The organism is Citrobacter arsenatis, assembly GCF_004353845.1.
In the GTDB taxonomy this organism is placed as follows: Bacteria; Pseudomonadota; Gammaproteobacteria; order Enterobacterales; family Enterobacteriaceae; genus Citrobacter; species Citrobacter arsenatis.
Map to the genome: position 1 here is coordinate 2,242,892 of NZ_CP037864.1, position 15,127 is coordinate 2,258,018.

The following is a 15,127-nucleotide window of genomic DNA, read 5'->3' on the forward strand; positions in this document are numbered from 1 at the left end:
CATAATACACGTCAGTGTTTTGACACTGAAGGGAGAAAGTATGAGCCAGAAATTAAAAGTCGTCACTATCGGTGGCGGGAGCAGCTACACCCCTGAGTTACTTGAAGGCTTTATCAAGCGCTATCATGAATTACCGGTTTCTGAATTGTGGCTGGTTGATGTCGACGGTGGAAAAGAGAAGCTGGACATTATTTTTGACCTTTGCCAGCGCATGATCGACAAAGCCGGCGTGCCAATGAAGTTATTTAAAACGCTGGACCGCCGTGAAGCTCTGAAAGATGCTGATTTCGTTACCACCCAGCTGCGCGTAGGACAACTGAAAGCCCGTGAAAAGGATGAGCGTATTCCGTTAAGTCACGGCTATCTGGGGCAGGAAACCAACGGAGCGGGTGGGCTGTTCAAAGGTCTGCGTACCATTCCAGTTATCTTTGATATTGTCAAAGATGTGGAAGAACTGTGCCCAAATGCTTGGGTGATTAACTTCACTAACCCGGCCGGAATGGTAACTGAAGCGGTCTATCGCCATACGAATTTCAAGAAATTCATCGGCGTGTGTAATATTCCTGTCGGCATGAAAATGTTCATTAGCGATGTGCTGGCGCTGAAAGAGAGCGACGACTTATCCATCGATCTGTTCGGTCTGAACCATATGGTCTTTATTAAAGACGTACTGGTGAATGGTACATCACGCTTTGATGAACTGCTGGACGGCGTGGCTTCGGGCCAACTGAAAGCCTCCACCGTGAAGAACATCTTCGATCTGCCGTTCAGTGAAGGGTTGATTCGCTCGCTGAAACTGCTGCCGTGCTCGTATTTGCTGTACTACTTCAAGCCAAAAGAGATGCTGGCGATTGAAATGGGCGAGTACTATAAGGGGGGCGCACGCGCTCAGGTGGTACAGAAAGTGGAGAAACAGCTGTTTGATCTCTACAAAAACCCGGATCTGAACGTGAAGCCGAAAGAGCTGGAGCAGCGCGGTGGAGCCTATTATTCCGATGCGGCCTGCGAAGTGATCAACGCCATCTACAACGACAAACAGACCGAGCACTATGTTAACGTTCCTCACCATGGGCATGTTGATAATATTCCGGCTGACTGGGCGGTTGAAATGACCTGCACACTGGGACGTAACGGTGCGACGCCACACCCACGTATTACTCATTTTGATGAGAAAGTGCTCGGCCTTATCTATACCATTAAAGGCTTCGAAGTCGCGGCGAGCAATGCGGCGCTGAGCGGTGAGCTGAATGATGTGCTGCTGGCGTTGAACCTGAGTCCGCTGGTGCACTCCGACAGCGATGCCGAAATTCTGGCGCGTGAGCTGATTCTGGCGCATGAAAAATGGCTGCCAAACTTCGCCGGGTGCATTGAGAAACTCAAAAGCGAACAACACTAACTGAGGTCGGCTATGGAACGCGTACTGATTGTAAATGCGGATGATTTTGGCCTGAGCAAGGGGCAAAACTACGGCATTGTTGAAGCCTGTCGCAATGGCGTTGTCACGTCGACAACGGCACTGGTTAACGGCGTGGCAATTGACCATGCGGTACAGCTTAGTCGTGACATACCTGAACTTGCCGTTGGGATGCACTTTGTCCTGACGCTGGGCAGGCCGTTGACGGCAATGCCAGGCCTAACTCGTGATGGGTTACTGGGGAAATGGATCTGGCAAATGGCTGAGGACAACACCTTGCCGCTGGATGAAATTTCTCAGGAGCTGGCCGCGCAGTATCAGCGTTTTATTGACCTGTTCGGGCGGGAGCCAACGCATTTGGATAGCCATCACCATGTGCATATGTTCCCGCAGATTTTCCCTATAGTGGCTGGGTTTGCAGCCCAAAAGGGAATCGCGCTACGGATCGATCGTCAGACGGTATTCCAGGCGTCTGACTTTCCGCAAACGTTGCGGACTTCCCAGGGATTTAGCAGCGAGTTTTATGGCGAGGCGATTTCTGAAGCCCTGTTTTTGCAAACGCTTGACGCGTCAGCAGACCGGGGAGAGTCCTCGCTGGAAGTGATGTGTCACCCGGCCTTTATCGATGACATTATTCGTCAAAGTGCCTACTGTTACCCCCGCTTAACTGAGCTCGACGTGCTGACGTCTTCGTCACTGAAATATGCTATTGCGGAGCGTGGTTATCGTCTTGGCAGTTTTCTGAACGTGTAATTCCTGAGTTTGCGGCGCTTAATGCGCCGCATTTTTTTAGGCCGGAATCGTGTCTGCTTTTCCGGCGCGTGACCAGACGCGGTGCGCGGTCATCAGCATCAACAGATCATCCATAAATTGTGCGTCTGCACTGTCCGCTTCCACCACGCCTTCTTCTCCTTCATTTTTGATATTCAACGTTGCTTTAAACTGACGAGCATCGCCAGCCAGGGCGATAGGTTTTAAATGCTTATACGCTTCAAGTAAATAATATCGGGCATCACCGTTCGTAACGATATCCGCGAGATTGCCACACGGAACGATAACCGCATCGACCGTCAGGGATGGCGAGCCTGCAAAAGTACCGGCGATCGTCAGGACAGATCCATCATCGGCAACTACATTCCCCATGCGGGAATAGAGCAGTTTGGCATGAACGCCTTTGGCCTGTAGGGCCTGCATGATGATGAGCAGGTCGCTCGATTTCACATGGTCATTAAGTAAGATGGCGACCACACGGCCCTTAATCTCTCCTTGCGAACCCGCATATAAACTGAGTGACGGCGCATTTTTCAAACCGTTGACGTTGGGCGGTGGCGTAATTTTTGTCTGTTCCTCGGTTAGCTCAAAACCGAGATTATCGGCAACCGCCGCGGCGAGGGCAGTATCAATATGGGCTAATTGTTCGACCACTCTTTCCCGAATATAGGGGCGCGTAACTTTGCTGAGTTCGAAACTGAATCCGCCGATAATATGCTGCTGTTCAATTGGCGTCTGGCTTAGCCAGAACAGGCGAGGTTGCGCATAATATTCGCCAAAAGAGGGGCTGCGTTCGCGGATTTTGTTTCCTTCAATCCGTTCCTGATACGATTCAAATCCGCCGCGTTTTGGTCCCGGCGGCGTTTCACGCGGCCAGTTGTCGTTGATGGAGTTCGGTTCATAGTTGGCAGGATTGGTATCGATGTCCATACGATGCATGCCGTCACGCTGGAAATTATGGTACGGACAGGTCGGGCGGTTGATCGGGATTTCATGGAAGTTTGGCCCGCCCAGGCGACTGATTTGGGTATCAGTATAGGAGAATAAGCGGCCCTGCAGCAGGGGATCGTTGGTAAAGTCGATGCCGGGGACGATGTGTCCGGGATGAAACGCAACTTGTTCATTTTCGGCGAAGAAATTATCCGGATTGCGGTTCAGCACCATTTTACCAACGCGTTGCACCGGAACCAGCTCTTCAGGGATCAGCTTGGTCGGGTCGAGCAGGTCAAAATCGAACTTGAATTCGTCTTCTTCGGGAATCAGCTGTAGTCCCAGTTCATATTCCGGATAATCGCCTGCTTCGATAGCTTCCCACAGATCGCGACGATGAAAATCGGGATCGCGACCGGTAAGTTTTTGCGCTTCATCCCATACCAGCGCAGCTTTACCTGCCAGCGGTTTCCAGTGGAAACGGACAAAGGTGGCTTTCCCTTGCGCATTTATCAACCGGAATGTGTGGATACCAAAACCTTCCATCGTGCGATAGCTGCGCGGGATCCCCCGGTCGGACATTGCCCACATGACGTTGTGCAACGTTTCCGGCTGTAATGAGACATAGTCCCAAAAGGTATCATGAGCGCTTTGTCCTTGCGGGATAGCCCAATGCGGCTCCGGTTTTACCGCATGGACAAAATCTGGGAATTTATGAGCATCCTGAATAAAGAAGATGGGTGTATTGTTTCCCACCAGGTCGAAAATGCCCTCTTCAGTATAAAACTTGGTCGCAAATCCCCGAATATCTCTGACCGTATCCGCGGAGCCTGCGCCGCCCTGAACCGTAGAGAAACGGACAAAAACCGGGGTGATTTTATTTTCATCACTCAAAAAGTCCGCTTTCGTCGTTGCGCTGAGGCTAGAGTAGGGCTGAAAGTAACCGTGAGCGGCAGAACCTCGGGCATGTACGATCCGCTCCGGGATGCGTTCATGATCAAAGTGGGTGATTTTTTCCCGCAGGATGAAGTCTTCCAGCAGGGTTGGCCCACGGTTTCCGGCGCGCAGAGAGTTTTGATCGTCCGCGATGCGCACGCCCTGATTGGTGGTTAGGGCAAAAGCTTCGCTTCCTTTGCGAAAACTGTCCAGCGCGTTGAGCTTGTCACTTCTGATGTCTGGCGCTTTTAAGCTGCCGGACGTAGTGGGTTGCATGCCTGGCGGTGTGGGTTCAGGCGCTGGGCGATGTGAACCGTCTGCTGGTGGCAGTGAGTCAAGTCCTGGCTGGGATTCGCTGGCATCATGAACCGGCGCTGAGTGATGGAGTGGGTGCTTATCATTCTGTGACATTAAACTCGTCTCCTTGTTTCATTGCTGAAAGGGTCGTTGTTGCTGTCAAAAGCTTTAACTATAGACCACTCACACAGCGGCGCTGATAAAGGCCGATGACGTAAAGCGCGATGAACCAGGCAAACAGCGCACGCAAGGCAGGACGCAAGGTGGCAAAATCGGCTAAGATAGCAGTTTTCTGATTTTTAGAATTTGTCTTTAGTGAAGCAACTGATTATGAAACCTCTTCGCCAACAAAATCGTCCGGTTATCAGCTATGTTCCTCGCGTGGAGCCAGCTCCACCAGAGCATGCGGTTAAAATGGATGCGTTTCGTGACGTATGGATACTGCGCGGAAAATATGTCGCTTTTGTCTTAATGGGGGAGGCGTTTCAACGTTCGCCTGCATTTACGGTCCCGGAATCAGCGCAACGCTGGGCTAATCAGGTTCGCCAGGAAAATGAACTGAGCGATTAATGGATATAAAAAAACCGCCGGAGCATAACACTCCGGCGGTTTTTTTTAGCTGACGAACTTAGCGATGCGCCAGTTCGGCGTTATCGTCGCTGTCCAGAATTGTTTTATCGGTCTGCTTGAGCCATTGGCTGGTCAGCGTACCGGCAGTCATAGAACCGCTTACGTTCAGCGCGGTACGACCCATATCGATCAGCGGTTCAACGGAGATCAGCAGCGCAACCAGCGTGACCGGCAGACCCATAGCAGGTAGGACGATCAGCGCGGCAAACGTTGCACCGCCACCGACACCCGCAACACCTGCGGAACTCACGGTCACGATACCGACCAGCGTGGCAATCCACATTGGGTCCAGTGGATTGATACCGACGGTCGGTGCAACCATCACTGCCAGCATTGCCGGGTACAGGCCCGCACAACCGTTCTGACCAATCGTAGCGCCAAAAGAGGCGGCGAAAGAGGCGATGGATTCAGGCACGCCCAGACGACGGGTCTGCGCTTCAACGTTCAACGGAATTGAGGCTGCGCTGGAACGACTGGTGAAGGCGAAAGTCAGCACCGGCCACACCTTGCGGAAGTATTTCAGCGGGCTAACGCCGTTAATACCCAACAGGATCCCGTGAACCACGAACATAATGCCCAGACCGAGATAAGAGGCCACGACGAAGCTACCCAGCTTGATGATGTCCTGCAGGTTGGAGCCTGCAACCACTTTGGTCATCAGCGCCAGAACACCGTACGGCGTCAACTGCATCACCAGACGAACCAGTTTCATCACCCAGCTTTGCAGGGTATCGATAGCGACCAAAACGCGCTCGCCTTTTGGTGCATCATCTTTCAGCAGTTTCAGTGCGGCAACTCCCAGGAATGCAGCGAAGATAACCACGCTGATAATCGACGTTGGGTTCGCTCCGGTCAGATCGGCAAACGGGTTTTTCGGAATAAATGACAGTACCAGTTGCGGAACGCTAAGGTCCGCCACTTTGCCAACATAGTTGGTTTCAATCGCGTTCAGACGTGCGGTTTCGGCACCACCTTGCACCAGGCCTTCGGCGGTCAGACCGAACAGGTTGGTCACCAGAACCCCTACCAGCGCAGCAATCAACGTGGTAAACAGCAGCGTGCCGATGGTCAGAAAGCTGATTTTACCTAACTGAGAGGCGTTGTGCAGGCGCGCAACGGCGCTGAGAATAGACGCAAACACCAGCGGCATGACAATCATCTGCAGCAGTTGGACATAACCGTTGCCGACAATGTTGAACCACTGTACGGAATCTTTAAGAACCTGGCTGTCGGAGCCATAAATGGTGTGCAGGGCAAGGCCAAACACGACACCCATGACCAGACCAACCAGTACTTTTTTTGCCAGACTCCACTGTTTGTGACGGGCTTGCGCCAGCACGAACAACAGCACTACGAACACGATAATGTTCGCGATTAATGGAAAGTTCATCCCCGTTCTCCTGATCTTATTATGCGTATCACCGTTTAAAGGTGATTCTGTTGGCGCAAGATTAGCAGAACTGTGACTTGCCTCTTATATTCAAATGGAATTGTTTATGCCAAAAATAACTTTTTGGCTGATTTATTAGTCAACCTGGTGCGTTATAAAACGATTAAACTGCATTTGCAGCGTATTTATCATCTGGGATGACCAGCGCACCGCGCTGTTCTCTTGTACGGTCTGTGGCATCCAGATTGCCCATGCGAACAGCGCCATGCACAGAAATCGCTCCAGTTGATTACCTTTTTGCGGCACGAGAATGGGCAGGCGAAAACGCCAGCGGCAGGGCCAAAGCAGGGGGACGCCTGCCGGGGTCAGCATGTCGGCCAGAATGTGGCTGAGATAACCGAGAACCATACCTTGTAAGGCATCAGCCGGTATTATCCAACTGTCCGGGACTTTCAGGTAAAACGTGGCCAGTAGGGCAAAGACCGCCAGCAGGCTATGTGTAAACCCGCGATGACCAAATGCCCGGGCAATGGGTTTTGATATCCACTTCAGACGCTGCCCCAGCAGAGATTTGGGATGATCGATATCCGGCAGCAGGCACGTTAAAATGGCTGAAGGAACAATATGCCACCAGTCACCCTGCGCAAGAACGGGCGTTAGCTCGGCATTCTTGGCAAAAACCGCACAGGCAATAGAAAAAAGAAGGTGACCTTCCGCCGTCATGATAAAACCCAATAAACTGTCGATTCATACAGTATAGGGGTTTTATACAGTAGGCGGAAGAGGTGACGTTGTAACCCTTTGTCACAAGTGTGCCTTTACCGCGCCAGCCAACCGCCATCCACGGCCAGCGTATAGCCATGAATATAGTCAGAGGCAGGACTGGCGAGGAAAACAACCGGGCCTTTCAGGTCATCAGGCGTGCCCCAACGTCCGGCGGGAATACGATCGACAATCTCCTGATTACGCTCGCTGTCTTCGCGTAACTGCTGTGTGTTATTGGTCGCCATATAGCCGGGAGCGATGGCATTGACATTGATCCCCTGGGAGGCCCACTCATTGGCCAGCAGGCGGGTGATACCCAGCACGCCGCTTTTTGAAGCAGTATAGGAAGGAACGCGAATACCGCCCTGGAAAGAGAGCATTGAGGCAATGTTAATGATTTTTCCGCCGTTGCCCTGAGCCAGAAACTGGCGCGCCACGGCCTGTGACAGAAAGAAAACGGATTTGAGGTTGAGATTCATTACGTCATCCCAATCCTTTTCGCTGAAGTCCAGCGCATCCTGACGACGTATGGTTCCCGCATTGTTGACCAAAATATCGACCCGACCAAATGCCGCCACCGTTTGTGTCACGATACTGGCGAGCCCATCTTGTTGGCTGAGATCGGCCTGAATAGCCATAAAGCGTCGACCGAGGGCGTTAATTCTCTCTGCGGTTTCATGCGGTATTTTACGATTCACGCCGACCACATCGCAGCCTGCTTCGGCCAGCGCCAATGCCATACCCTGCCCAAGGCCGGTATCACATCCGGTGACAATGGCGACTTTACCCTCGAGACGAAAAGCTTCCTGAATCATGTTTACCCCAACTATTTATGTCATTAACGCTTGCGCTATAGAGGAAGGATAGGAGAGGTTAAACAGAAATACAATTAGAAATGAAACGATGTTTTAAAAAACCGTAGTGAGATGGGCAATGCAATCATTGCCCATCGCAGGACTAGCCGCGCAGGTGAACGGCGGTGAGTTCGGTGAGCGAGGTCAGTTTGACGTCGGCAAGAACGAAGCGAGGATCGGCCTGATTTTCATGTGCCGGCACCACGATGGAACGCATACGGGCGGCTTTCGACGCAATCATGCCGTTCACCGAGTCTTCCAGGGCTACGCAGTTTAAAGGAGCAATGCCGAGCTTCGCCGCGCAATCGAGATAAACCTGCGGGTGCGGTTTGCTATAAGGCAGCTTTTCCGCAGAAGCCAGCGCATCGAAATCATCGCGCAGATCAAACATGGTCAGCACTTTTTCCAGCATATGCAGCGGCGAGGCGGATGCCAGTCCTACTTTGATTCCCTGAGATTTGCACAACGCCACAGCTTCACGCACGCCCGGCAGTAACGGCTTTGTTTCTTCCACTAACGCAATTGCTCGGGTGATGATGCGCTCGGTGACTTCCTGACGTGAGGGACCGTTCCACGGTTGCTGCGCAAACCACAAATCAACCACCATGTCGATGCGTAGGCCAAGGGTGTCGGGAAGTTCATGGCGGCGGGAGATATCAACGCCTAAACTTGCTATCACATCCAGTTCGGCCTGATCCCAAAGCGGTTCAGAATCGACCAGTAATCCATCCATATCGAAAATTGCAGCAAGAATTTGACGCGGGGTTGACATCACAACCTCTCCTTTACGGTGATAAAAGGGATTAAGAGCCAGCCTGGACGGGCTCTGAGCGTTCATTATGGCTAATTCAGCAGTATACCGCCTTTAAAGATCAGGCGAAAACGGTAATCAACGGGTAAACTTAGGCCAAAATGACACGTCTTAATCAAGGGGAACTCATGACGTATCAACAGGCTGGACGCATTGCCATCTTGAAAAGGCTGGTGGGATGGGTAGTTTTCATTCCTGCGCTGATTTCAACGCTGGTTTCAGTACTGAAGTTTATGTATGCGCACAGCGAAAAGCAGGAAGGAATTAACGCGGTCATGCTCGATTTTGCCCATGTGATGATCGACATGATGCGAGTGAATACACCTTTTCTTAACGTGTTTTGGTATAACTCGCCGACGCCCGATTTTCAAAGTGGACTGAATCTCGTTTTTTGGCTAATTTTCATTCTGATTTTTATCGGGTTGGCGTTGCAGGACTCCGGCGCCAGAATGAGTCGTCAGGCGCGTTTTTTACGTGAAGGCGTTGAGGATCAGCTGATTCTGGAACAGGCAAAAGGCAGTGACGGGTTATCTCGCGAACAGCTTGAGTCGCGAATTGTCGTACCGCACCATACTATCTTTTTGCAAATTTTCCCGCTGTATATTTTGCCGGTGATTGTACTTGTGATCGGCTACTTCTTCTTCTCATTGCTGGGCTTTTTGTAAGTGCTGGTCTATCAGGCCTGCCGCGTTGTGACACGCCAGGCCTGATAATCGTGCTAAGCCGCCAGTAACCTGTCCAGCGCTTTCTGCGCGACCACCAGATGCTGTCCCCCGAACAGAATGGCCCGATTCAGCAGCGTATAGAGCTGGTAGACGGGCTGTCTGTCGAGAAAATCCAATGGTAGCGGGGAAACCGACTGATAGCCGTCATAGATTTGCGGCGGCTGATCGGTATGCAACGGCAGCATTGCCAGATCACACTCTCTGTCTCCCCAGTAACAGGCAGGATCAAAGATGTACGGACCGTTCGGACCGAGCGCGCAGTTCCCGGACCACAAATCACCGTGCAGGAGAGACGGCTGCGGCTGATGGGCAGAGAGACGCTGCTGTACATGCTCGACAATGGCGTCGATATTGCCAAACGCAATGCCTTTTTCAGCGGCGAGTTCCAGTTGCCACCCGATACGCTGCTCGGCAAAAAAGGTTGACCAGCGACGTTGCCAGGTATTGGGTTGGGGTGTGGTCGAGAGCGCATTATCGAAGTCAAGCCCAAACTGCGGCTGATCGCTCCATTCATGCAAATGCGCCAACTGTTGGCCGAGGATAAAAGCGTTGTGCGCATCCAGAGGACGGGGAGGGAGGAAATCCATCACCAGAAAGCTATAATCTCTGTCTGCGCCTACTGCCCAGACTTTCGGTACAGATACGGTTTGACTGCGAGAAAGTAGCTCCAGTTGGTCGGCTTCCGCCGTAAAGCCGGTTAATAGCTCTCTTTCATCGCATTTAACGAAAAAATCGCGCCCCGCATAGCGTAAATGCCATGCGGCGTGGATCTCTCCGCCGGGCAGTTCGTTACGCAGTTCGATTTCGCCTTCACCTAGTTGCTCGCTTAAAAGACGACTGATAGCCTGCCACATGATGTCTCTCCCCATGTTGTCTGCCAGATCATAAGGTTAGCGCAAGAATGCGGTTAAAAAACACGAACTGACGCACACCACGGACGCGTCATCGCTGGAAAGGCACTTAATGTTTGTTGTTCTTCTTCACCTCGCATCGTTGTGAAGATGCCCAGTTGCACATGATTCACTTCTTTGTAATCACGTGATTTTTTATCATAGACGTATAACACCCATGCCGACAGTTTTACGGGCAAATCCCCCGGGATTAACACCAGGGGAAGATGTCATTACTGAGTAAGATACGAATATATTTTTTGCGTATCGTCTAAAGCGCACAGACGCGTACCCTGATTCAACGTAGCGGCGCTACCTGCAGCGACACCGTAGCGAACAATGTCTTCAAAAGGTGCGTTCTCTGCCAGTTTAAGCGTCATCGCTCCGACCATACTGTCGCCCGCGCCTACGGTACTTTGACTTTTCACCGGTGGCGGAACCACCTGAACGCAGGTATCTCTATCAACGCCCAGCGCCCCTTGCGGCCCAAGCGAGACCACAACGCGATGCGCTTTTCCGCTTTGCACGATTTCCTGCGCGGCTTTGCGCACATCGTCGGGTTGTGTCAGTTCGCGGTTGACCAGCGCGCTCAGTTCTTTGAGGTTGGGTTTGACCAGTTCGATATTGCCGATGGTTAACGCTGCGGTTAGCGCTTCGCCAGAACTATCGACGATACAGCGGATACCCTGTTTTTGTGCCGTGGTAACGAGTCGGGTCAGCTTCTCAAGCTGAACGCCAGGTGGCAAACTGCCGCTAATAACCAGCAGCGCGCCAGACTCTATTTCCAACACCTGATCCTGAAGTTGGTAGAACTCATCATCGGTCAGCGCAGCGCCTGGCATGACAAAGCGATACTGTTCGCCGCTGGACTCAACGTGAACATGGAGATTTTGTCGGGTCCAGTCTTTGGCTTCGACGGTGGATACGGGAACATTTTCGTCGGCGAGCAGGGCAACAAGATGCTCTCCGGTAGCGCCTCCCGCAGGGAAAATAGCCGTTGCGGTTCCGCCAAGATGGGCAATTGCGCGAGCGACGTTGATGCCGCCGCCGCCGGGTTCAAAAACCGGCGAGGTACAGCGAAGCTTACCTTCCGGGTAGATTTGCGGAGTGATTGTTGCGCTATCGAGAGAGGGCGCAAGTGTTAACGTATAGATACGTACCATCTTTACCTCCTGTTAGGCTGTCCTCAGTCTGGCACTTAACCCCGCGAAAGTGAAGTAATTAACAACATGATTTTTCATATCTTTATTTAAAATTATCGTTTTAAAGTTATATAAATAAAATAACGGTTTAGGAACGCTCTTATTCAAAAAATGAAATAAGAATTTATTGCTATGTTATTCGAGTCTTTTTATAATTTGTTACCTTTCAAGGGTCTTTTGTCATTGATCCATATGAAAGTTTCCGAGACCGTAATGGTCTCTTTTTTTGTTGTACGGACTCTTAATAAATGAAGCTTTTGAAGACAGTGCCCGCAGCATTACTGCTGACGGGAGGCCTGCTTGCGTCAATGCATGCTGCCGCCGATGATTCCGTTTTTACTGTCATGGATGACCCTTCCAGCGCGAAAAAACCCTTTGAAGGTAACCTGAACGCGGGATATCTCGCCCAGTCAGGCAACACAAAAAGTTCTTCTTTAACCGCAGACACCACCATGACCTGGTACGGTGAAACCACGGCGTGGTCTCTGTGGGGAAATGCCAGCAATACCTCCTCAAATGATGAGCGTTCATCGGAGAAATATGCCGTAGGTGGCCGTAGTCGTTACAACATGACCGATTATGACTATCTCTTTGGACAGGCAAGCTGGTTGACCGACCGTTACAACGGCTATCGCGAGCGTGACGTGCTGACTGCAGGTTATGGTCGCCAGTTCCTCAACGGACCGGTGCACAGCTTCCGTTTTGAATTCGGTCCTGGCGTGCGCTATGACGAGCATACGGATGGCACCACCGAAACGCAGCCGTTGGGTTATGCGTCCGGCGCCTACGCATGGCAGATGACGGACAACACCAAGTTTACTCAAGGTGTATCGGTATTCGGTGCTGATGATACAACGCTCAACTCTGAAACGGCTTTGAATGTTGCCATCAACGAACACTTCGGGTTAAAGGTAGCTTACAACGTGACCTGGAACTCTGAACCACCGGCAACGGCGCCGGAGCATACCGATCGTCGTACGACTGTTTCACTCGGCTATCGGATGTAATGATCCGCCGGGTCAAATAATTGGCCCGGTTTTCCCAATTAAAGTTAAGTTTATTTAATATGTAATCTACGTTTTATTTTTACCACGTATCAATAACGCGCTATTTTTCAGATGAATTCGATTTAATAGATAAATAAACGGAACGGCACATTAGCTGCCAATAATTTAACCCCAGATCATTGCAGCCCAACGCAGCATCAGCATTGCCGCACAAATAACCAGCAGGATCACCACCATCTTCCAGTGTTTCTTTGCAAAGCGATTTGTTGGCATTGTTCTTTTCCTGCTCCGGTTGAATGACTTTCTGCAAGTGTAACAAAGACGTCAGGGTGTCAGTGAATTGATTTACATCATACAGTGCGCGTTGATTGCTGCTTTGATCGGTTCGTAACACCGTGTACACTGTCAACGGTGTTATCAAAAAGCGGGTGTAGGTCCAGTGTAGCCATTCAGGCGACCAGTGACATATTTCGCAGAGTGAAGCGGGAATCAGCCCATACCTTTTTGATAATTTTAAATATTGAATCTTTGTATGTGATCTTACGTGTGGGTCACCACTGCAAATAAGGATATAACATGCCTGTTATTACTCTTCCTGATGGCAGCCAACGCCATTACGACCACGCTGTAAGCCCCATGGATGTTGCGCTGGACATCGGTCCAGGTCTGGCGAAAGCCACTATTGCTGGCCGTGTTGACGGTGAGCTGGTAGATGCTTCCGATCTGATTGAGCATGATGCGAAGCTCTCTATCATCACCGCGAAGGATGAAGAAGGTCTGGAGATCATTCGTCACTCCTGTGCGCACCTGTTAGGGCACGCGATCAAACAACTCTGGCCGCACACCAAAATGGCGATCGGACCGGTTGTTGATAACGGTTTTTACTACGATATCGATCTTGACCGTACGTTAACCCAGGAAGACGTCGACGCGCTCGAGAAGCGGATGCACGAGCTCGCTGAGAAAAACTACGATGTCATTAAGAAGAAAGTCAGCTGGTACGAAGCGCGTGAAACCTTCGTGAAGCGTGACGAGACCTATAAAGTCTCCATTCTTGATGAAAACATTGCCCATGATGACAAGCCTGGCCTGTACCATCATGAAGAATATGTCGATATGTGCCGTGGCCCACATGTGCCGAACATGCGTTTCTGTCATCACTTCAAACTGATGAAGACCGCTGGTGCATACTGGCGTGGCGACAGCAATAACAAGATGCTGCAGCGTATTTATGGTACTGCATGGGCAGATAAAAAAGCGCTGAATGCCTATCTGCAACGTCTGGAAGAAGCGGCCAAACGCGACCACCGTAAAATCGGTAAGCAGCTTGACCTGTATCATATGCAGGAAGAAGCACCGGGTATGGTGTTCTGGCACAATGATGGCTGGACTATCTTCCGTGAACTGGAAGTCTTTGTTCGCTCAAAACTGAAAGAATACCAGTATCAGGAAGTTAAAGGTCCGTTCATGATGGACCGCGTGCTGTGGGAAAAAACAGGTCATTGGGATAACTACAAAGATGCGATGTTCACGACCTCTTCTGAGAACCGTGAATACTGCATTAAGCCCATGAACTGCCCAGGCCACGTGCAGATCTTCAATCAGGGTCTGAAATCTTACCGCGATCTGCCGCTGCGTATGGCTGAGTTTGGTAGCTGCCACCGTAATGAGCCTTCAGGCGCGCTGCATGGTCTGATGCGTGTTCGTGGCTTCACTCAGGATGATGCGCATATCTTCTGTACAGAAGAGCAGATCCGTGATGAAGTTAACGCTTGCATTCGTATGGTCTACGATATGTACAGCACCTTTGGCTTCGAGAAGATCGTCGTCAAATTGTCCACTCGCCCCGAAAAACGTATCGGTAGCGATGAAATGTGGGATCGTGCTGAAGCGGACCTGGCCGTTGCGCTGGAAGAAAACAACATCCCGTTTGAGTTCCAACTGGGTGAGGGCGCATTCTACGGTCCGAAAATTGAATTTACCCTGTATGACTGCCTCGATCGTGCATGGCAGTGCGGTACTGTACAGCTGGACTTCTCTCTGCCGTCCCGTTTAAGCGCCTCTTATGTTGGCGAAAACAACGAGCGTCAGGTGCCGGTTATGATTCACCGCGCAATTCTTGGGTCGATGGAACGTTTCATCGGTATCCTGACCGAAGAGTTCGCTGGCTTCTTCCCGACCTGGCTTGCGCCGGTTCAGGTTGTTGTCATGAACATCACCGATTCTCAGTCTGAATACGTTAACGAATTAACGCAGAAACTACAAAATGCGGGTATTCGTGTAAAAGCAGACTTGAGAAATGAGAAGATTGGCTTTAAAATCCGCGAGCACACTTTACGTCGTGTCCCTTACATGTTGGTCTGCGGTGACAAAGAGGTGGAAGCTGGCAAAGTTGCCGTTCGCACCCGCCGTGGTAAAGACCTGGGCAGCCTGGACGTAAATGAAGTGATTGAGAAGCTGCAACAAGAGATTCGCAGCCGCAGTCTTCAACAACTGGAGGAATAA

General features: G+C 51.1%; 14 protein-coding genes. 6 read left to right on the forward strand and 8 right to left on the reverse strand.

The features are described from left to right. The first annotated feature begins 40 nt into the window (after positions 1-40). Both E1B03_RS11835 and chbG read left to right on the forward strand, forming a co-directional pair. Entirely contained in the window at positions 41-1,396 is a 1,356-nt protein-coding gene (locus tag E1B03_RS11835) for a 6-phospho-beta-glucosidase (RefSeq protein ID WP_103770214.1), read from the forward strand. A gap of 12 nt (positions 1,397-1,408) precedes the next feature. Beyond that, positions 1,409-2,167, forward strand: coding sequence for a chitin disaccharide deacetylase (gene chbG / locus E1B03_RS11840; RefSeq protein ID WP_103770213.1), 759 nt, complete (start codon positions 1,409-1,411; stop codon positions 2,165-2,167). A 36-nt stretch (positions 2,168-2,203) separates the two neighbouring features. Here chbG and katE read toward each other — a convergent pair whose 3' ends face one another. Continuing rightward, positions 2,204-4,462, reverse strand: coding sequence for a catalase HPII (gene katE, locus E1B03_RS11845; protein WP_133086271.1), 2,259 nt, complete (start codon positions 4,460-4,462; stop codon positions 2,204-2,206). A 213-nt stretch (positions 4,463-4,675) separates the two neighbouring features. On the opposite strand from katE, the gene cedA reads away from it, so the two are divergent. Further along, positions 4,676-4,918: a cell division activator CedA gene (gene cedA / locus E1B03_RS11850; protein ID WP_131348455.1), complete on the forward strand. Its 243-nt coding sequence runs from the start codon at positions 4,676-4,678 to the stop codon at positions 4,916-4,918. A 58-nt stretch (positions 4,919-4,976) separates the two neighbouring features. On the opposite strand, the gene tcyP is transcribed toward cedA, so the two are convergent. The 4 genes from tcyP to hxpB all read right to left on the reverse strand — a co-directional run bounded on the left by tcyP (position 4,977) and on the right by hxpB (position 8,759). Further along, positions 4,977-6,368 carry a cystine/sulfocysteine:cation symporter gene (tcyP, locus tag E1B03_RS11855; RefSeq protein ID WP_003832558.1) on the reverse strand — a complete coding sequence of 464 codons (1,392 nt, stop codon included), beginning with the start codon at positions 6,366-6,368 and terminating at the stop codon, positions 4,977-4,979. Positions 6,369-6,503: 135 nt separating this feature from the next. Further along, on the reverse strand, positions 6,504-7,103 hold the full coding sequence (locus E1B03_RS11860) for a metal-dependent hydrolase (protein WP_086523651.1): 600 nt from the start codon (positions 7,101-7,103) through the stop codon (positions 6,504-6,506). Between the two features lie 83 nt (positions 7,104-7,186). Next, complete coding sequence (gene kduD / locus E1B03_RS11865; protein ID WP_103770211.1) at positions 7,187-7,948, reverse strand: 2-dehydro-3-deoxy-D-gluconate 5-dehydrogenase KduD; 762 nt, start codon at positions 7,946-7,948, stop codon at positions 7,187-7,189. Between the two features lie 142 nt (positions 7,949-8,090). Beyond that, positions 8,091-8,759 carry a hexitol phosphatase HxpB gene (hxpB, locus tag E1B03_RS11870; protein WP_103770210.1) on the reverse strand — a complete coding sequence of 223 codons (669 nt, stop codon included), beginning with the start codon at positions 8,757-8,759 and terminating at the stop codon, positions 8,091-8,093. A 167-nt stretch (positions 8,760-8,926) separates the two neighbouring features. Between hxpB and E1B03_RS11875 the strand changes: the two genes are divergently transcribed. Further along, a complete protein-coding gene (locus E1B03_RS11875) occupies positions 8,927-9,463 on the forward strand; it encodes a YniB family protein (protein WP_103770209.1) in 537 nt (178 codons plus the stop codon). Between the two features lie 53 nt (positions 9,464-9,516). Here E1B03_RS11875 and E1B03_RS11880 read toward each other — a convergent pair whose 3' ends face one another. Beyond that, positions 9,517-10,377 (reverse strand): fructosamine kinase family protein, encoded by an 861-nt coding sequence (locus tag E1B03_RS11880; protein ID WP_103770208.1) that lies wholly within the window; start codon positions 10,375-10,377, stop codon positions 9,517-9,519. 269 nt (positions 10,378-10,646) lie between these two features. Beyond that, entirely contained in the window at positions 10,647-11,576 is a 930-nt protein-coding gene (gene pfkB, locus E1B03_RS11885) for a 6-phosphofructokinase II (RefSeq protein ID WP_133086272.1), read from the reverse strand. A gap of 287 nt (positions 11,577-11,863) precedes the next feature. Here pfkB and E1B03_RS11890 point away from each other — a divergent pair, with 287 nt between their 5' ends. After that, positions 11,864-12,622: a DUF481 domain-containing protein gene (locus tag E1B03_RS11890; RefSeq protein WP_003030592.1), complete on the forward strand. Its 759-nt coding sequence runs from the start codon at positions 11,864-11,866 to the stop codon at positions 12,620-12,622. A 165-nt stretch (positions 12,623-12,787) separates the two neighbouring features. On the opposite strand, the gene yniD is transcribed toward E1B03_RS11890, so the two are convergent. Next, on the reverse strand, positions 12,788-12,895 hold the full coding sequence (gene yniD / locus E1B03_RS11895; RefSeq protein ID WP_003030590.1) for a small membrane protein YniD: 108 nt from the start codon (positions 12,893-12,895) through the stop codon (positions 12,788-12,790). Positions 12,896-13,198: 303 nt separating this feature from the next. Here yniD and thrS point away from each other — a divergent pair, with 303 nt between their 5' ends. Next, positions 13,199-15,127: a threonine--tRNA ligase gene (thrS, locus tag E1B03_RS11900; RefSeq protein ID WP_133086273.1), complete on the forward strand. Its 1,929-nt coding sequence runs from the start codon at positions 13,199-13,201 to the stop codon at positions 15,125-15,127.